This is a genomic window from Flavobacterium sp. LMO8 (genome assembly GCF_009495755.1).
Classification (GTDB): domain Bacteria; phylum Bacteroidota; class Bacteroidia; order Flavobacteriales; family Flavobacteriaceae; genus Flavobacterium.
Genome location: NZ_WIBJ01000030.1, coordinates 128,583 through 142,057, shown reverse-complemented (window position 1 = coordinate 142,057; position 13,475 = coordinate 128,583). Strand labels below are relative to the sequence as shown.

The following is a 13,475-nucleotide window of genomic DNA, read 5'->3' as shown; positions in this document are numbered from 1 at the left end:
GAAGTTTGAATTCAGAATTAGTAGTTTGGAAATTTATAATTTATGCTCTTCTAGATAGTGATAAAACTCATCAAATATAATCTTAAACCAAACGGTATAAGCCTCTGGGTTTACTATCATATCTTCTTTAATATCTTCAATCTTCATCCATTTCCAGCTTTCCACTTCGTCAGGATTAATAACTGGAGCTTGGTTATAATAACCAATCATTACATGGTCTAATTCATGTTCGGTTAAACCGTTATCAAAAGGTGCTTTGTATATAAAATGAAAAAGCTCTTTTAACTCTACTTCAAAACCCATTTCTTCAAATAAGCGACGTTTTCCGGCTTCAATATTGGTTTCGCCAGCACGTTGATGACTGCAACAAGTATTGGTCCACAAAAGTGGTGAATGGTATTTTTGATGTGCGCGTTGTTGCAACATCACTTCATTTTTATCATTCAAAATAAACACCGAAAAAGCTCTATGCAAAAGGGCTTTCTCATGTGCTTCCATTTTGTTCATCAGCCCAATAGGCTCGTCTTGTTCGTTGACTAATATTACTTGTTCTTCTATCATAGGATTTGTAATGCTTGTCAAAAATACAAAAAAAGAAAGGATTGGAAACTAGTTTTTGAGTTTGTGATAAGTTTAACTTGTGTTGAATTCCAAAGCAAAAAGAGCTATCGAAACTTAAAATTGGCGGGTTTTATAGAAGTGAACGTTTTTTTTACTACCTTTGTCACATTGGTAATGATAATAATTTCTTCTCGCAATACTTTGAATAAAAGTACTTTATAAATTTCTTGTTTATTTCGCTTGTGTGTTTTTATCCTTTTACTTTAAAACAAATATTAATTTAAATTATTTAAAATTTAATGGCTAGACCGCAGGAAACCTTTAACAAAAAAGAACAAGAAAAACTTCGTGCTAAAAAACGAAAAGAGAAACAAGAGAAAAAAGAAGCACGTAAATCAAACCCTAAATTATCGGGAGAAGATTTATATGTGTATGTAGACGAGAATGGTCACTTAACCAGCACACCTCCAGATCCATCTAAAAAAATTATTGTTGATGTAGAAAGCATCGAAATTGGTACTTCTAGAAGAACTGAGGAAGATGAAGCGCCAACGGAACGCAGAGGAACAATCGATTTTTTCAATGATTCTAAAGGTTTTGGTTTCATTAAAGCAGTTGAAACAGGAGAAAAATACTTTGTACACATTAGTGGTTTACTAGATGATGTAAAAGAAGGTAACTTAGTAACTTACGATTTAGAAAAAGGCGCTAAAGGCATGAATGCTGTAAACGTTAAAAAAATATAATCCCTTTTTATCCCAAAAATTAAAATCACAGTGCAAGCTGTGATTTTTTTTTATTTTGACAAACTCTCCGCAATTTTCAAAGCACATTTTTCACCATCAATTGCTGCTGAAATAATGCCACCTGCATAACCGGCTCCTTCTCCACAAGGATACAAGCCTTTGATTTGAACGTGTTCCAAAGATAAGTTATCTCTTGGAATTCTAACTGGAGATGATGTTCTACTTTCTGGAGCATGTAAAATAGCTTCGTTAGTCATATAACCACGCATCAATTTTCCGAATTGCACAAAACCTTCTCGCATAATTTGCGATAAAAAACCAGGAAAAACTTGTCCCATTTCAACCGAAGTAGTTCCTGGAACATAAGATGTTTTCGGAATGTCTTTTGAAACTTTATTTTGAGTAAAATCGATCATTCTTTGAGCAGGTACTCTTTGTGTTTCTCCTGCTAAATGCCACGCTTTTTGTTCGATGGCTTTTTGAAATTCCATTCCGGCTAACGGTCCGAACTTTTCATACGGCTTAAAATCTTCCAATTTTAATTCCACCACAATTCCTGAGTTGGCTGTTGCTTGATCACGTTTACTTGGTGACCAACCATTCGTAACTACTTCGCCTGGAGCCGTAGCACAGGGCGCAATTACACCACCTGGACACATACAAAACGAATACATGCCACGACCATTCACTTGCTTTACAATAGAATACGGCGCTGGCGGTAAATAATCACCTCTAAAATCGCATGAATATTGAATTTGGTCAATCAGTTCCTGTGGATGTTCTGCTCGAACACCTAATGCGAAAGGCTTCGCTTCAATATGAACACCTTTTTTATGTAACAATTCAAAAATATCACGTGCTGAATGTCCTGTAGCCAAAATAACTTTGTTAGCCGAAATCACATCACCATTTTGAACCACAACGCCTTGCATTTCGTTGTTCTTGATTACGAAATCTGTCACACGAGTTTCAAACAATACTTGTCCGCCACTGGCAATGATTTTCTCTCGAATATCTTGAATAATTTGTGGCAATTTGTTAGTTCCAATATGCGGATGTGCTTCCACCATAATTTCAGGTGTAGCTCCAAATCCTACTAAAAGTTCAAGAATTCTATCTACATCACCGCGCTTTTTAGAACGTGTGTATAATTTACCATCCGAATAGGTTCCTGCGCCACCTTCGCCAAAACAATAATTAGAATCTTCATTTACGATATGATCCACGTTAATTGCTTTTAAATCGCGACGACGACCACGAACGTCTTTTCCACGTTCTAAAACGATAGGTTTTAAACCTAATTCAATCAATTGCAAAGCAGCAAATAATCCTGCTGGACCTGCACCTACTACAATTACTTCTTGCTTGTTGGCAACATTTGGGTAATCAGGTAATTCTAGTTTTTGCGCATTATATTCTTCTCCAACCAAAAAAACATTCGCCTTAATATTTAATTTAATAGCTTTCTGACGCGCATCAATCGAACGTTTTAAAACATCCACTTTTTGAATTTCCTTCGGAGAAACCTGAAATAACTTAGCTACATGTTGAGCTAACAAACTCTCGTTTGCGGCTACTTCGGGTGAAACTTGAAATTGAAATTCGTGTGGCATATTTGTTTTGGTTAATTATGGTGCAAAAATAGTAATTTGATAGCTGACTTTGTAACTTTGCCTCTTTGAAACTTATAAAATGCGAAAAATAAAACTAATTTGGGATTTTAGAGGTGAAGCTGCAGCAAAAACAGCAGAGCATCACGATATTCATTTAAAAGAATATTTAGATGAGGAAAAAATAACATTAGAAAAAACGGGGTTTGAAATCATCAATGAAATGCACGCTATTGCTTTCATTGTGGTAGAAGAAAAAGACATGATTACCTTTAGAGATATTTTAAAACCACACCGAGGTGAAGTTTACACAGCAAATTAATCATGATTACAACCCTTATAAACATGTTTGGCAACAAATGTCCCAATTGCAATAAAGGAAAGATTTTTGAAAAAGGATTATTACATTTCAGTTTTAGTTTCCCAAAAATGCATGAAAACTGTTCAAATTGTGGTACGAAATTTGAAAAAGAACCAGGGTTTTTCTTCGGAGCAATGTTTGTTAGTTATGGACTTGGAGTTGCCGAAGCTTTAATTACTTATTTTATTTGCATGCCGTTTTTTGAAGAAACCTTCGATTTGAGAATTATCCCAATAATTGGAATTATTATTTTAAGTTTAACCTTAGTCAACATCAAACTATCGCGAATTATTTGGATTTATATTTTCAAGGATTATTCGGTGTAAAAAGAAAGAGGCTTTCTAAACCATTGTGTTTGTCAAGCTGAACTCGTTTCAGCTTCTAAAAACATCTAATTTAGGTTATTTTTAGATTCCGAAATAAATTCGGAATGACAGACAGCTGTTTATAAAGCCTCTTTTATTTTTAAAATTTCTCAAATTATAACAATCTGTGTTCCTTATTTGAAAAATTAATTCGCTACTTCACTAATAAACTTAATTCGCATTAAACGAAGTTCTTCGATATCATAATCACCATCAAATTCCTTTAGTGCATCTTTGATATTATCCGATTCAGAATCCATGAAATAATCGTGAATTTCTTCTTGTTGGTCTTCATCTAAAATTTCGTCAATCCAATAGCGGATATTCAATTTAGTTCCAGAATATACGATTTGTTCCATTTCTTTCAACAAACCATCCATATCTAAACCTTTTGCCTTGGCAATATCATCTAAAGCTAACTTTCTATCTACGTTTTGAATGATATACAACTTCAATCCAGAGTTGGCTCCAGTAGATTTTACCACCAAATCATCAGGACGGATAATATCATTATCTTCTACATATCTATTGATTATATCAACGAATGGTTTTCCATATTTTTTAGCTTTCCCTTCTCCTACTCCATGAACATTACTTAGTTCATCAATTGAAATAGGATATTTCAACGCCATATCTTCTAAAGAAGGATCTTGGAAAATTACAAACGGTGGAACACCTAACTTTTTAGCTTCTTTCTTACGTAAATCACGCAACATACTCATTAAAGCTTCATCGGCAGTTCCTGTAGATTTAGCTGCAGTTACAATCGCTTCGTCTTCTTCTTCATTGTATTCATGGTCTTCCGACATCATAAAAGAAACTGGATTTTTGATAAACGCAACTCCTTTTTCTGACATTTTCAACACACCATAGGTTTCAATATCTTTTGTCAATAATCCATCTACTAAAACCTGACGAATTAAGGCCATCCAATATTTCTCATCAAAACTCGAACCGCTTCCAAAATAAGGTTGCGTATCAATTTTTTGCGCTTTAATAATCGCATTGACTTTACCTACAAGCGCTAAAACCACTTCTTTCGATTTGAACAATTGTTTGGTATCTCGAACTACTTTTAACAAAGTAACTACTTGATCTTGTGCTTCTGCTTTCTTTTTCGGATTACGAACATTATCATCCATATCGGCTCCTTCTCCGTTGACATCATCGAATTCTTCACCGAAATAATGCAATAAAAATTTACGACGCGACATCGAAGTTTCAGCATAGGCTACTACTTCTTGTAACAACGCAAAACCAATTTCTTGTTCGGCAACGGGTTTTCCTGAAAGGAATTTTTCTAACTTTTCAATGTCTTTATACGAATAATACGCCAAACAATGTCCTTCACCACCATCACGACCAGCGCGACCTGTTTCTTGATAGTAACTTTCTAATGATTTTGGAATATCATGATGAATCACAAAACGAACGTCTGGTTTGTCGATTCCCATACCAAAAGCGATGGTTGCTACTACAACTTCAACATCTTCCATCAAAAACATATCTTGATGTTTGGCTCTCGTTTTAGCATCTAAACCTGCATGATACGGAACAGCGCTAATACCATTTACTTGTAAAACTTGTGCAATTTCTTCCACTTTTTTACGACTCAAACAGTAAATAACACCTGATTTTCCTTTATGTTGTTTGATGAATCGAATAATATCCGATTCGATATTTTTGGTTTTAGTACGTACTTCGTAATATAAATTAGGACGGTTGAACGAAGCTTTAAACGTATTCGCATCAGGCATATCCAAATTTTTCAAGATATCTTCTTGCACTTTTGGAGTTGCCGTTGCGGTTAAACCAATCATTGGAACATCGCCTAAAAGACGAACAATATTTCTCAGATTACGATATTCAGGACGGAAATCATGTCCCCATTCCGAAATACAATGCGCTTCATCAATCGCTACGAAAGAGATGGGAACACTGTTCAAAAACTCAATATATTCCTCCTTGGTTAAGGATTCTGGTGCTACATATAATAGTTTAGTGATGCCCGACGTAATGTCTTTTTTTACTTTGGCAATCTCAGTTTTATTTAAAGAAGAGTTTAAAACGTGCGCAATTCCTGGATCAGAACTTAAGCTTCGAATGGCATCTACTTGGTTTTTCATCAAGGCAATCAGCGGAGAAACCACAATAGCAGTCCCGTCTAATACCAATGCTGGCAACTGATAACAAAGCGACTTTCCGCCACCTGTTGGCATAATCACAAAGGAATTATTTCCTGTGATGATACTTTTAACTACTTGCTCTTGAAGTCCTTTGAATTGGTTAAAACCAAAATATTTCTTTAATTCTTTATGTAAATCAATTTCGTTTGGATTCATTCTCTATTAATATGATTTTACCTAAATTTGCAAACATAAAGATACAATTTTCTTTTACACATACAAATTTTTTAATATTTCTATTTTGAGCACAACAGAAACAATTTTAGCTACCGCAAAAAAGACTTTACTTTCAGAGAGTAAAAGCATTACAGACCTTGTAAATTACTTAGATGAAGACTTTGCCAAAAGTGTTACCGAAATTTACAACACCAAAGGAAGATTGGTAGTAACCGGAATTGGCAAAAGCGCTTTAATCGCTCAAAAGATTGTTGCCACTTTAAATTCAACAGGAACACCTTCTATGTTTTTACACGCAGCCGAAGCCGTTCATGGCGATTTAGGAATGGTACAACCCGAAGATATCATCATTTGTATTTCCAAGAGCGGAAATAGTCCAGAAATTAAAGTGTTGGCTCCTTTATTAAAACGTTTTGGTAATACCTTAATTGGAATGACAGCGGACAAAAATTCGTACTTAGGTAAAGAATCACATTATATTTTACATGCTTTTGTGGAAAGCGAAGCGTGCCCGAATAACTTAGCACCAACCAACAGTACTACCGCTCAATTAGTATTAGGTGATGCTTTAGCGGTTTGTTTGATGGAAATGCGCAACTTTAAAAGCGAAGATTTTGCCGTGTACCATCCAGGTGGCGCTTTAGGAAAAAAATTATTGCTTCGTGTAAAAGACATGTTGGATGGAACACACAAACCAATGGTTACTCCAGATGCTTCTATCAAAAAAGTAATTATGGAAATTTCCGAAAAACGCTTAGGTGTAACAGCGGTTATTGAAAATAATGAAGTAATTGGCATTGTAACGGATGGAGATATTCGTAGAATGCTAAACAACCGTGATACTTTTGCCGATTTAACAGCGCAAGATATCATGACCAAAAATCCAAAAAATATTAATTCGAGCATTTTAGTTTCGGAAGCGTTGAATATTTTGGAAAACAATTCGATTACACAATTGGTGGTAATTGATGACAACGAATACAAAGGTATACTTCACTTACACGATATTTTAAAAGAAGGAATCGTATAATGGCAGATAAAAACATAAAAGAGATGTCGTTTTTAGACCATCTCGAAGAATTACGTTGGTTGTTAGTTAGAAGTTCGGCAGCCATTTTAATTTGTGGCGCAGTAGCTTTTTTCTTTAGTGATTTTATTTTCAATGAAATTATTTTCGGACCAAAAAGCCCTGATTTTGTGACCTACCAATTCTTTTGTGAATTAGGAAAACAATTTGATATGGCAGAAACCTTATGTATCACCGAAATCAACCTTCCTATCCAAAACAGAGAAATGGGCGGACAATTTTCGATGCACATGTGGACATCCATTACGGTTGGATTTATTTTTGCCTTTCCTTTTATTCTTTGGGAAATTTGGAAATTTATTAGTCCGGCTTTGTATGAAAAAGAGAAGAAATATGCAGCATCATTTATCATAATATCCTCATTCTTATTCTTTGTTGGAGTGCTGTTTGGCTACTATTTAATTGCACCATTATCAGTTCAATTTTTTGCCAGTTATATTGTGAGTCCAGAAATTAGTAATTCAATTGATATTGATTCCTATATCAGTTTAATGAAAACATCAGCAATTGCTAGTGGATTATTATTTGAATTACCAATTATTATTTTCTTCCTTACGAAAATAGGATTAGTAACTCCAGAATTTTTAAGAAAATATCGAAAATACACATTAATAATTGTATTGATTTTATCAGCCATCATAACACCTCCAGACGTAATAAGTCAAGTAATTGTTGCTATCCCAATTATGATATTATATGAAGTTAGTATTTTAATTAGCGTTTTAGTAGTTAAAAGTCAAGATAGAGAAAAATTAAAAGCATAAATTATGTCAGATATAGTAAAAGAATTCAATGATTACCGTTCTAAAATGAACGAAAAATTATTAGCCGATAACAACAAAGTCATCAAAAGAATTTTCAATGTAGACACCAACGCATACATGGAAGGCGCTTTAGATGTAAAAACAAAAGAATTATTAGGTTTAGTAGCTTCGGCGGTATTACGTTGCGATGATTGCATCAAATACCATTTAGAAACCGCTTACAAAAACGGCGTTACGAAAGAAGAAATGATGGAAAGCATGGGAATTGCCACTTTAGTAGGCGGAACCATCGTAATTCCTCATTTAAGAAGAGCATACGAGTTTTGGGAAGCATTAGAAGAGCAGACTAAATAATTGTTAAAAGATAAATTGTTAAATTGTTTATTCGTTTATTTGTAAATCGATTAAACAATTCAACTTCTAAACATTTAAACCTTAGAATGAAATTAAGAGCAGAAAATTTAGTTAAAACCTATAAAAAAAGAAGTGTTGTAAAAGGAATTTCCGTTGAAGTAAACCAAGGGGAAATTGTGGGCTTATTAGGTCCAAATGGTGCAGGAAAAACCACTTCATTCTACATGATTGTAGGTTTAGTAAAACCAAATAGTGGCCATATCTATTTAGATGATATGGATATCACCAACTTTCCTATGTACAAACGTGCACAAAACGGCATTGGTTATTTGGCACAAGAAGCTTCTGTTTTTAGAAAATTAAGTATCGAAGATAACATTTTGAGTGTTTTGCAATTAACCACACTTTCAAAAGCCGAACAAGAAGCTAAAATGGAAGAATTAATTGCAGAATTTGCATTGGAACACATAAGAACCAATCGTGGTGATTTACTTTCTGGTGGAGAACGTCGTCGTACAGAGATTGCACGTGCTTTAGCAACCGATCCTAAATTCATTCTTTTAGACGAACCTTTTGCCGGTGTTGACCCAGTGGCAGTAGAAGATATTCAAAGAATTGTAGCACAATTAAAAAACAAGAACATCGGGATTTTAATTACTGACCATAACGTACAAGAAACCTTAGCAATTACCGATAAAACCTACTTAATGTTTGAAGGTGGAATCCTAAAAGCAGGAAAACCAGAAGAATTAGTAGCAGACGAAATGGTAAGACGTGTTTATCTTGGGCAAAATTTCGAATTACGTAAAACAAAAATCGATTTTGATGCTCCGAAAACCACTATCGTTCACGGAAAAGGAGACTTAAATTTGAATATAGAGTAGTTTTTTTGTAGCACAAAGTTTCTCAAAGTTGAACACAAAGTTTCACTAATATTTCTTTCATTGATCATGTTTGTTGAAGTTCAAGATATACTTAACAGCATGACAAACTATAAGTATAGTCTAATGTGAACTATGAATAGTGAAACACCTCAAAATTAATCAACACAAAGCAAAACTATTGTATCTATGTGGTTTTAATTAATTACGCCCATTGCGACCCAAGACCAAAGGTCGAATTGACGAAGTAAAAAACTTTGCGTCTTTGCGTTAAAAAAATCATCGAATACACTTCAACAACAACTTATTTTTAGTACCATTAAAAATATTCAAATCCACCATGCCTTCTATACCTTGAATTTGCGCTTTTTCGGTGAATTGCCAAAACTGCCAATCAGATTCTAAGTCGTTTCTCCAAAAATTATAATTAGCAATCCAAAGCGGATAGTCTGAAAATTCTTTTTTTAAGAAATCCGTATAATAACTTTCTCCCGAATAAATAATTGGCTTGACTTTATAATGCTTTTCTACCTTTTTCAACCAACGACGTAATCCTACTTTTAGACTATCAATCGATTGTGATTTTGGCAATTTTTCGATATCCAAAACAGGAGGTAAATCCCCTTTTTCTAATTTTACATTTTTGATGAAATTTTCAGCTTGAGCAATAGAATTTTCGTTAGGACGATAATAATGATAAGCACCTCTAATAAGTTCTCGCTCTTTTGAAGCTTTCCAGTTTTCCTTGAAACGTTTATCCACTTTATTTTTTCCAGCGGTTGCGCGAATAAACACAAAAGACAATTCAAACGATTCGTCAATATGATACGTTTGCTCCCAATCGATTTCACTTTGGTATTCTGAAACATCAAAACCTATGGCTTTTTCATCGTGTTGGTGCAACACTTCATAAATTCGAATATCGGCTAACTTTCGTTCCTCTTTCGACAGCGTGACTACATTTTTATCGGTTTTAAAACCTAAATAATACAAGAAACCATCTCGGAATTTATAAATTCCAATTGCAACAAATAGTAATAGAACAAAAGAGATTAGGTAAAAAATCCATTTACTTTTCGCATTGGATTTTCGTTTTGTAATAGGTTTTCGTCTGTAATTTTTGGACGCCATTACTCCTTAGCCATCATTTTATTACTGATTACTGAAACCAGCACATAACTAATGATAATTAAAGGAATCGCCACAAATCCTAAAATAAAAAAGGACAATAACGAACCAATTAAAAACAAGATCTGCATTTTATATTTCGCCCAAGTAAACTCTTTAATTTTCAATGAAAACAACGGAATTTCGGCATTTAAAATATACGAACTCAAAATTGTAATAAACAACAATACATAAGGATTATATAAAACAGTAGTCAATCCTTCAAATTCATTGGAATATTGTATCATTGGAATACTCATAATTACCAGAGCGTTTGCAGGTGTTGGCAATCCAATAAAAGAATCGGTTTGACGTGTATCGATATTAAAATTTGCCAAACGATAACAAGAAGCTAACGTAATTAAGAAACCCAAATATGGTACAAATCCCATGAAATAATACTCCTCTGTTAAATAATAAACCGAAGTTGAATCAGCCTGAATATTTTGAAACAACACAAACATCATTAATCCTGGCACTACACCACAAGTTACCATGTCTGCTAAAGAATCTAATTGCACACCTAAAGGTCCGGCAACATTGAATTTTCTAGCTAAAAATCCGTCCCAAAAATCAAAGAAGATACCCAAACAAACAAAAATAAACGCTTCATCATAATAGCCTTTAAAAATAGCGATGATAGCTAACAATCCAGCTGCTAAGTTTAACAAAGTGATGAGATTGGGAATGTGTTTTTTGATATTCATATAACGTGACTTTAAAACTCTTTATTAAATTTAATGTTGGAATTCCAACTAAAATGAATTGCAAAATTACAACTAAAAAAGACCTAAAAACAAGCCTTCCATAATTTACAGCAAATGTAATACAATAAGTTAATACTTTTAGAGTTTACTATTTGAGAAATTTATTTCATCTTTGTAAAAAAAATTGGCATTGAAAAAGACCATTTTACTACTTATAATTTGTTTTTATGGGACAACCTATGGGCAAACCGTCAGAAAATATTCAAATGAATTTATGAATATTGGCGTTGACGCTGCTGCTTTGGGAATGTCTAATGCTGTCGTGGCACATACTGGCGATGTAAATTCGGGTTATTGGAATCCTGCAGGATTATTAAAATTAGAAGACAAACAGTTTTCTTTAATGCATGCCAGTTATTTTGCCAATATTGCGCAATACGATTATGCAGGTTTCGCCATGCCAATTGACGACCGAAGTGCGGTTGGGATTTCCTTAATTCGTTTTGGAGTTGATGACATTTTAAATACCACACAATTAATTGATAGCGAAGGAAACATTGACTACAACAGAATTTCGCTTTTTTCCACTGCCGATTATGGCTTAACCGTTTCTTATGCTAGAAGTTTACCTATTGAAGGATTGAATTACGGAGTAAATGCGAAAGTAATCCGAAGAATTATTGGTGATTTTGCTAATTCTTGGGGATTTGGATTGGATTTAGGAATTCAATACATCAGTGATGATGAAGATTGGAAATTTGGTTTAATGATTCGCGATATTACTACTACTTATAATACTTGGACCATAGACGAAGAGAAGTTTCAAGAAATTGCCGATGCCATTCCAGGGGAAAATCAGGAATTACCCGAAACTAGCGAAATTACGCTTCCAAAAGCACAATTAGGAATGTCAAAAAAATGGATTATTCGCTATGATTATAGCTTGTTAGCGGCAACGAATTTAAACATGCAATTTGCAAGAACAAACGATATCATTTCAACAAACGCAGTAAGTATTGATCCTGCACTTGGTTTGGAATTTGGTTATATCGATTTGGTTTATTTAAGAGCGGGTGTTGGAAATTTTCAACAAATTACACAAATTGATGATTCTAAAAAAGTAAGCTTTCAACCGAATATTGGATTAGGATTCAAATACAAAGGCATTCAAGTTGATTATGCTTTAACTGATTTAGGCGATCAAAGTGCGGCTTTATATTCCAACATTTTTTCCATAAAAGTAGACTGGGAATTGTTTAGGTGATGGATGCTGGAAGTTGGGTGATGAGTGATGGAAGAAAAATGGATAACTATAAATCTTATATTAACTTATATGCCTTATATGGTTGTAATTAAACGCAAAAAATGAATAAATTTCTACTTTTTTTACTAGTTTATTTTATATCACTACCTTCATTTTCCCAAAGCATATCTCTTTCCGAAAAAGCAAAAGTCAGCATTTTAACTTGTGGTTTAGGACCAGAATCGTATGCTATGTATGGTCATACAGGAATTCGTATTCAAGATAGTATTCATGCTATTGATGTGGTTTATAATTATGGCGCTTTTGACTTTAGTACACCAAATTTCATTGGCAGATTTATAAAAGGCGATTTACAATATTTTGTTACCAATGGTAACTTCATCGATTTCTATTACAATTATAAAGCGGAAAATCGTGAAATAATTGAACAAGAATTAGATTTGTCACCAACTCAAATTAACACATTATTTCAACAACTAAATCATTCGGTTTATAGTGATAAGCGTTTTTATACGTATAAATTCATTGATAGAAATTGCACCACAATGGTAGTGGATAAAATCAATGGCATTTTAGGTAAAGAATACATAAAATCGGATAGTTCAAAGATGTCGTATCGCGAAATTTTATATCCGTATATGAGCGACTTTTATATGAAATTAGGAATTCAATTAATTTTTGGAGCAAAAGTAGATGAACCAGCCACTCGCCTATTTTTACCTTTTGAATTCAAAGATACCATTTCGGTTACCAAAATAAATGGAAATACAATTGAAAAGAGTGATTCAAAAATCCTTCAAGTAACCAAGCCTGAAACTCCTTTTAATTGGTTAAACTCGATTTATTCCTTAATTACAGCGCTTTTAATTTTAGCACTTTTAAACAAGAAATGGTTAAAAATTAGCTACTTTATCTTTGCTGGTTTATTAGGTCTTTTCTTCTCCTTGGTGGGATTATATTCGTTGCATGAAGAGATATTATGGAATTACAATATTTTATTGTTTAATCCGCTTTTATTGGTATTTGCTTGGTACATTAAAAAAGGGATTAAAGACAAAATACTGCTTTTTGGAAAAATAATTTTAGCAATGCTATTAGTTTATTTAGCTTACATGACTACAAAAATTCATTTAGGAATTGTTTGGCCTTTTATTGTCTTACATTTTTATTGGATTGGGAAAATTGTGTTACAAATTAAGAAATCAAATTTGGCACACTGATAACTAAACACTGACAACTGAACAC

Annotated in this window: 14 protein-coding genes; 9 read left to right on the top strand and 5 right to left on the bottom strand. The window is 33.5% G+C overall.

The genetic code is table 11. The features are described from left to right. Positions 1–33 precede the first annotated feature (33 nt). Complete coding sequence (gene idi, locus GFJ94_RS06925; protein WP_153200825.1) at positions 34–561, bottom strand: isopentenyl-diphosphate Delta-isomerase; 528 nt, start codon at positions 559–561, stop codon at positions 34–36. Positions 562–860: 299 nt separating this feature from the next. Here idi and GFJ94_RS06920 point away from each other — a divergent pair, with 299 nt between their 5' ends. After that, positions 861–1,307, top strand: coding sequence for a cold-shock protein (locus tag GFJ94_RS06920; RefSeq protein WP_133609769.1), 447 nt, complete (start codon positions 861–863; stop codon positions 1,305–1,307). A 50-nt stretch (positions 1,308–1,357) separates the two neighbouring features. On the opposite strand, the gene GFJ94_RS06915 is transcribed toward GFJ94_RS06920, so the two are convergent. After that, complete coding sequence (locus GFJ94_RS06915; protein ID WP_153200824.1) at positions 1,358–2,920, bottom strand: NAD(P)/FAD-dependent oxidoreductase; 1,563 nt, start codon at positions 2,918–2,920, stop codon at positions 1,358–1,360. Positions 2,921–2,999: 79 nt separating this feature from the next. Here GFJ94_RS06915 and GFJ94_RS06910 point away from each other — a divergent pair, with 79 nt between their 5' ends. Together GFJ94_RS06910 and GFJ94_RS06905 are read left to right on the top strand one after the other, a co-directional pair. Further along, a complete protein-coding gene (locus tag GFJ94_RS06910) occupies positions 3,000–3,239 on the top strand; it encodes a hypothetical protein (protein WP_153200823.1) in 240 nt (79 codons plus the stop codon). Positions 3,240–3,241: 2 nt separating this feature from the next. After that, positions 3,242–3,604, top strand: coding sequence for a DUF983 domain-containing protein (locus tag GFJ94_RS06905; RefSeq protein ID WP_153200822.1), 363 nt, complete (start codon positions 3,242–3,244; stop codon positions 3,602–3,604). A 185-nt stretch (positions 3,605–3,789) separates the two neighbouring features. Here GFJ94_RS06905 and recQ read toward each other — a convergent pair whose 3' ends face one another. Next, positions 3,790–5,985, bottom strand: coding sequence for a DNA helicase RecQ (gene recQ, locus GFJ94_RS06900; RefSeq protein WP_153200821.1), 2,196 nt, complete (start codon positions 5,983–5,985; stop codon positions 3,790–3,792). 85 nt (positions 5,986–6,070) lie between these two features. Between recQ and GFJ94_RS06895 the strand changes: the two genes are divergently transcribed. The 4 genes from GFJ94_RS06895 (at position 6,071) to lptB (ending at position 9,095) form a co-directional block, all read left to right on the top strand. Then, positions 6,071–7,036, top strand: a complete 966-nt coding sequence (locus GFJ94_RS06895; RefSeq protein WP_153200820.1) for an SIS domain-containing protein — start codon at positions 6,071–6,073, stop codon at positions 7,034–7,036. Continuing rightward, positions 7,036–7,857 (top strand): twin-arginine translocase subunit TatC, encoded by an 822-nt coding sequence (gene tatC, locus GFJ94_RS06890; protein WP_238989444.1) that lies wholly within the window; start codon positions 7,036–7,038, stop codon positions 7,855–7,857. Before GFJ94_RS06895 ends, tatC begins: the two co-directional genes overlap by 1 nt. A gap of 3 nt (positions 7,858–7,860) precedes the next feature. Next, positions 7,861–8,211, top strand: a complete 351-nt coding sequence (locus GFJ94_RS06885) for a carboxymuconolactone decarboxylase family protein (RefSeq protein WP_153200819.1) — start codon at positions 7,861–7,863, stop codon at positions 8,209–8,211. An 86-nt stretch (positions 8,212–8,297) separates the two neighbouring features. Next, a complete protein-coding gene (gene lptB, locus GFJ94_RS06880) occupies positions 8,298–9,095 on the top strand; it encodes an LPS export ABC transporter ATP-binding protein (RefSeq protein WP_153200818.1) in 798 nt (265 codons plus the stop codon). A gap of 276 nt (positions 9,096–9,371) precedes the next feature. Here the strand turns inward: lptB and GFJ94_RS06875 are convergent, their stop codons facing one another. Both GFJ94_RS06875 and GFJ94_RS06870 read right to left on the bottom strand, forming a co-directional pair. Beyond that, positions 9,372–10,223, bottom strand: coding sequence for a glycoside hydrolase family 25 protein (locus GFJ94_RS06875; protein WP_153200817.1), 852 nt, complete (start codon positions 10,221–10,223; stop codon positions 9,372–9,374). Further along, a complete protein-coding gene (locus tag GFJ94_RS06870) occupies positions 10,223–10,966 on the bottom strand; it encodes a phosphatidylcholine/phosphatidylserine synthase (protein WP_153200816.1) in 744 nt (247 codons plus the stop codon). The genes GFJ94_RS06875 and GFJ94_RS06870 overlap by 1 nt, the downstream gene beginning before the upstream one ends. Before the next feature lie 274 nt (positions 10,967–11,240). Between GFJ94_RS06870 and GFJ94_RS06865 the strand changes: the two genes are divergently transcribed. Beyond that, complete coding sequence (locus GFJ94_RS06865; RefSeq protein WP_153200815.1) at positions 11,241–12,230, top strand: PorV/PorQ family protein; 990 nt, start codon at positions 11,241–11,243, stop codon at positions 12,228–12,230. Positions 12,231–12,331: 101 nt separating this feature from the next. Then, complete coding sequence (locus GFJ94_RS06860) at positions 12,332–13,450, top strand: DUF4105 domain-containing protein (RefSeq protein WP_153200814.1); 1,119 nt, start codon at positions 12,332–12,334, stop codon at positions 13,448–13,450. Positions 13,451–13,475: the final 25 nt, after the last annotated feature.

Coding starts and splice junctions, on each gene's coding strand:
- lptB (WP_153200818.1), top strand. CDS start 8,298: ATGAAATTAAGAGCAGAAAATTTAGTTAAAACCTATAAAAAAAGAAGT.
- GFJ94_RS06905 (WP_153200822.1), top strand. CDS start 3,242: ATGATTACAACCCTTATAAACATGTTTGGCAACAAATGTCCCAATTGC.
- GFJ94_RS06920 (WP_133609769.1), top strand. CDS start 861: ATGGCTAGACCGCAGGAAACCTTTAACAAAAAAGAACAAGAAAAACTT.
- GFJ94_RS06875 (WP_153200817.1), bottom strand. CDS start 10,223: ATGGCGTCCAAAAATTACAGACGAAAACCTATTACAAAACGAAAATCC.
- GFJ94_RS06865 (WP_153200815.1), top strand. CDS start 11,241: ATGAATATTGGCGTTGACGCTGCTGCTTTGGGAATGTCTAATGCTGTC.
- GFJ94_RS06860 (WP_153200814.1), top strand. CDS start 12,332: ATGAATAAATTTCTACTTTTTTTACTAGTTTATTTTATATCACTACCT.
- GFJ94_RS06870 (WP_153200816.1), bottom strand. CDS start 10,966: ATGAATATCAAAAAACACATTCCCAATCTCATCACTTTGTTAAACTTA.
- GFJ94_RS06910 (WP_153200823.1), top strand. CDS start 3,000: ATGCGAAAAATAAAACTAATTTGGGATTTTAGAGGTGAAGCTGCAGCA.
- idi (WP_153200825.1), bottom strand. CDS start 561: ATGATAGAAGAACAAGTAATATTAGTCAACGAACAAGACGAGCCTATT.
- recQ (WP_153200821.1), bottom strand. CDS start 5,985: ATGAATCCAAACGAAATTGATTTACATAAAGAATTAAAGAAATATTTT.
- GFJ94_RS06885 (WP_153200819.1), top strand. CDS start 7,861: ATGTCAGATATAGTAAAAGAATTCAATGATTACCGTTCTAAAATGAAC.
- GFJ94_RS06915 (WP_153200824.1), bottom strand. CDS start 2,920: ATGCCACACGAATTTCAATTTCAAGTTTCACCCGAAGTAGCCGCAAAC.
- tatC (WP_238989444.1), top strand. CDS start 7,036: ATGGCAGATAAAAACATAAAAGAGATGTCGTTTTTAGACCATCTCGAA.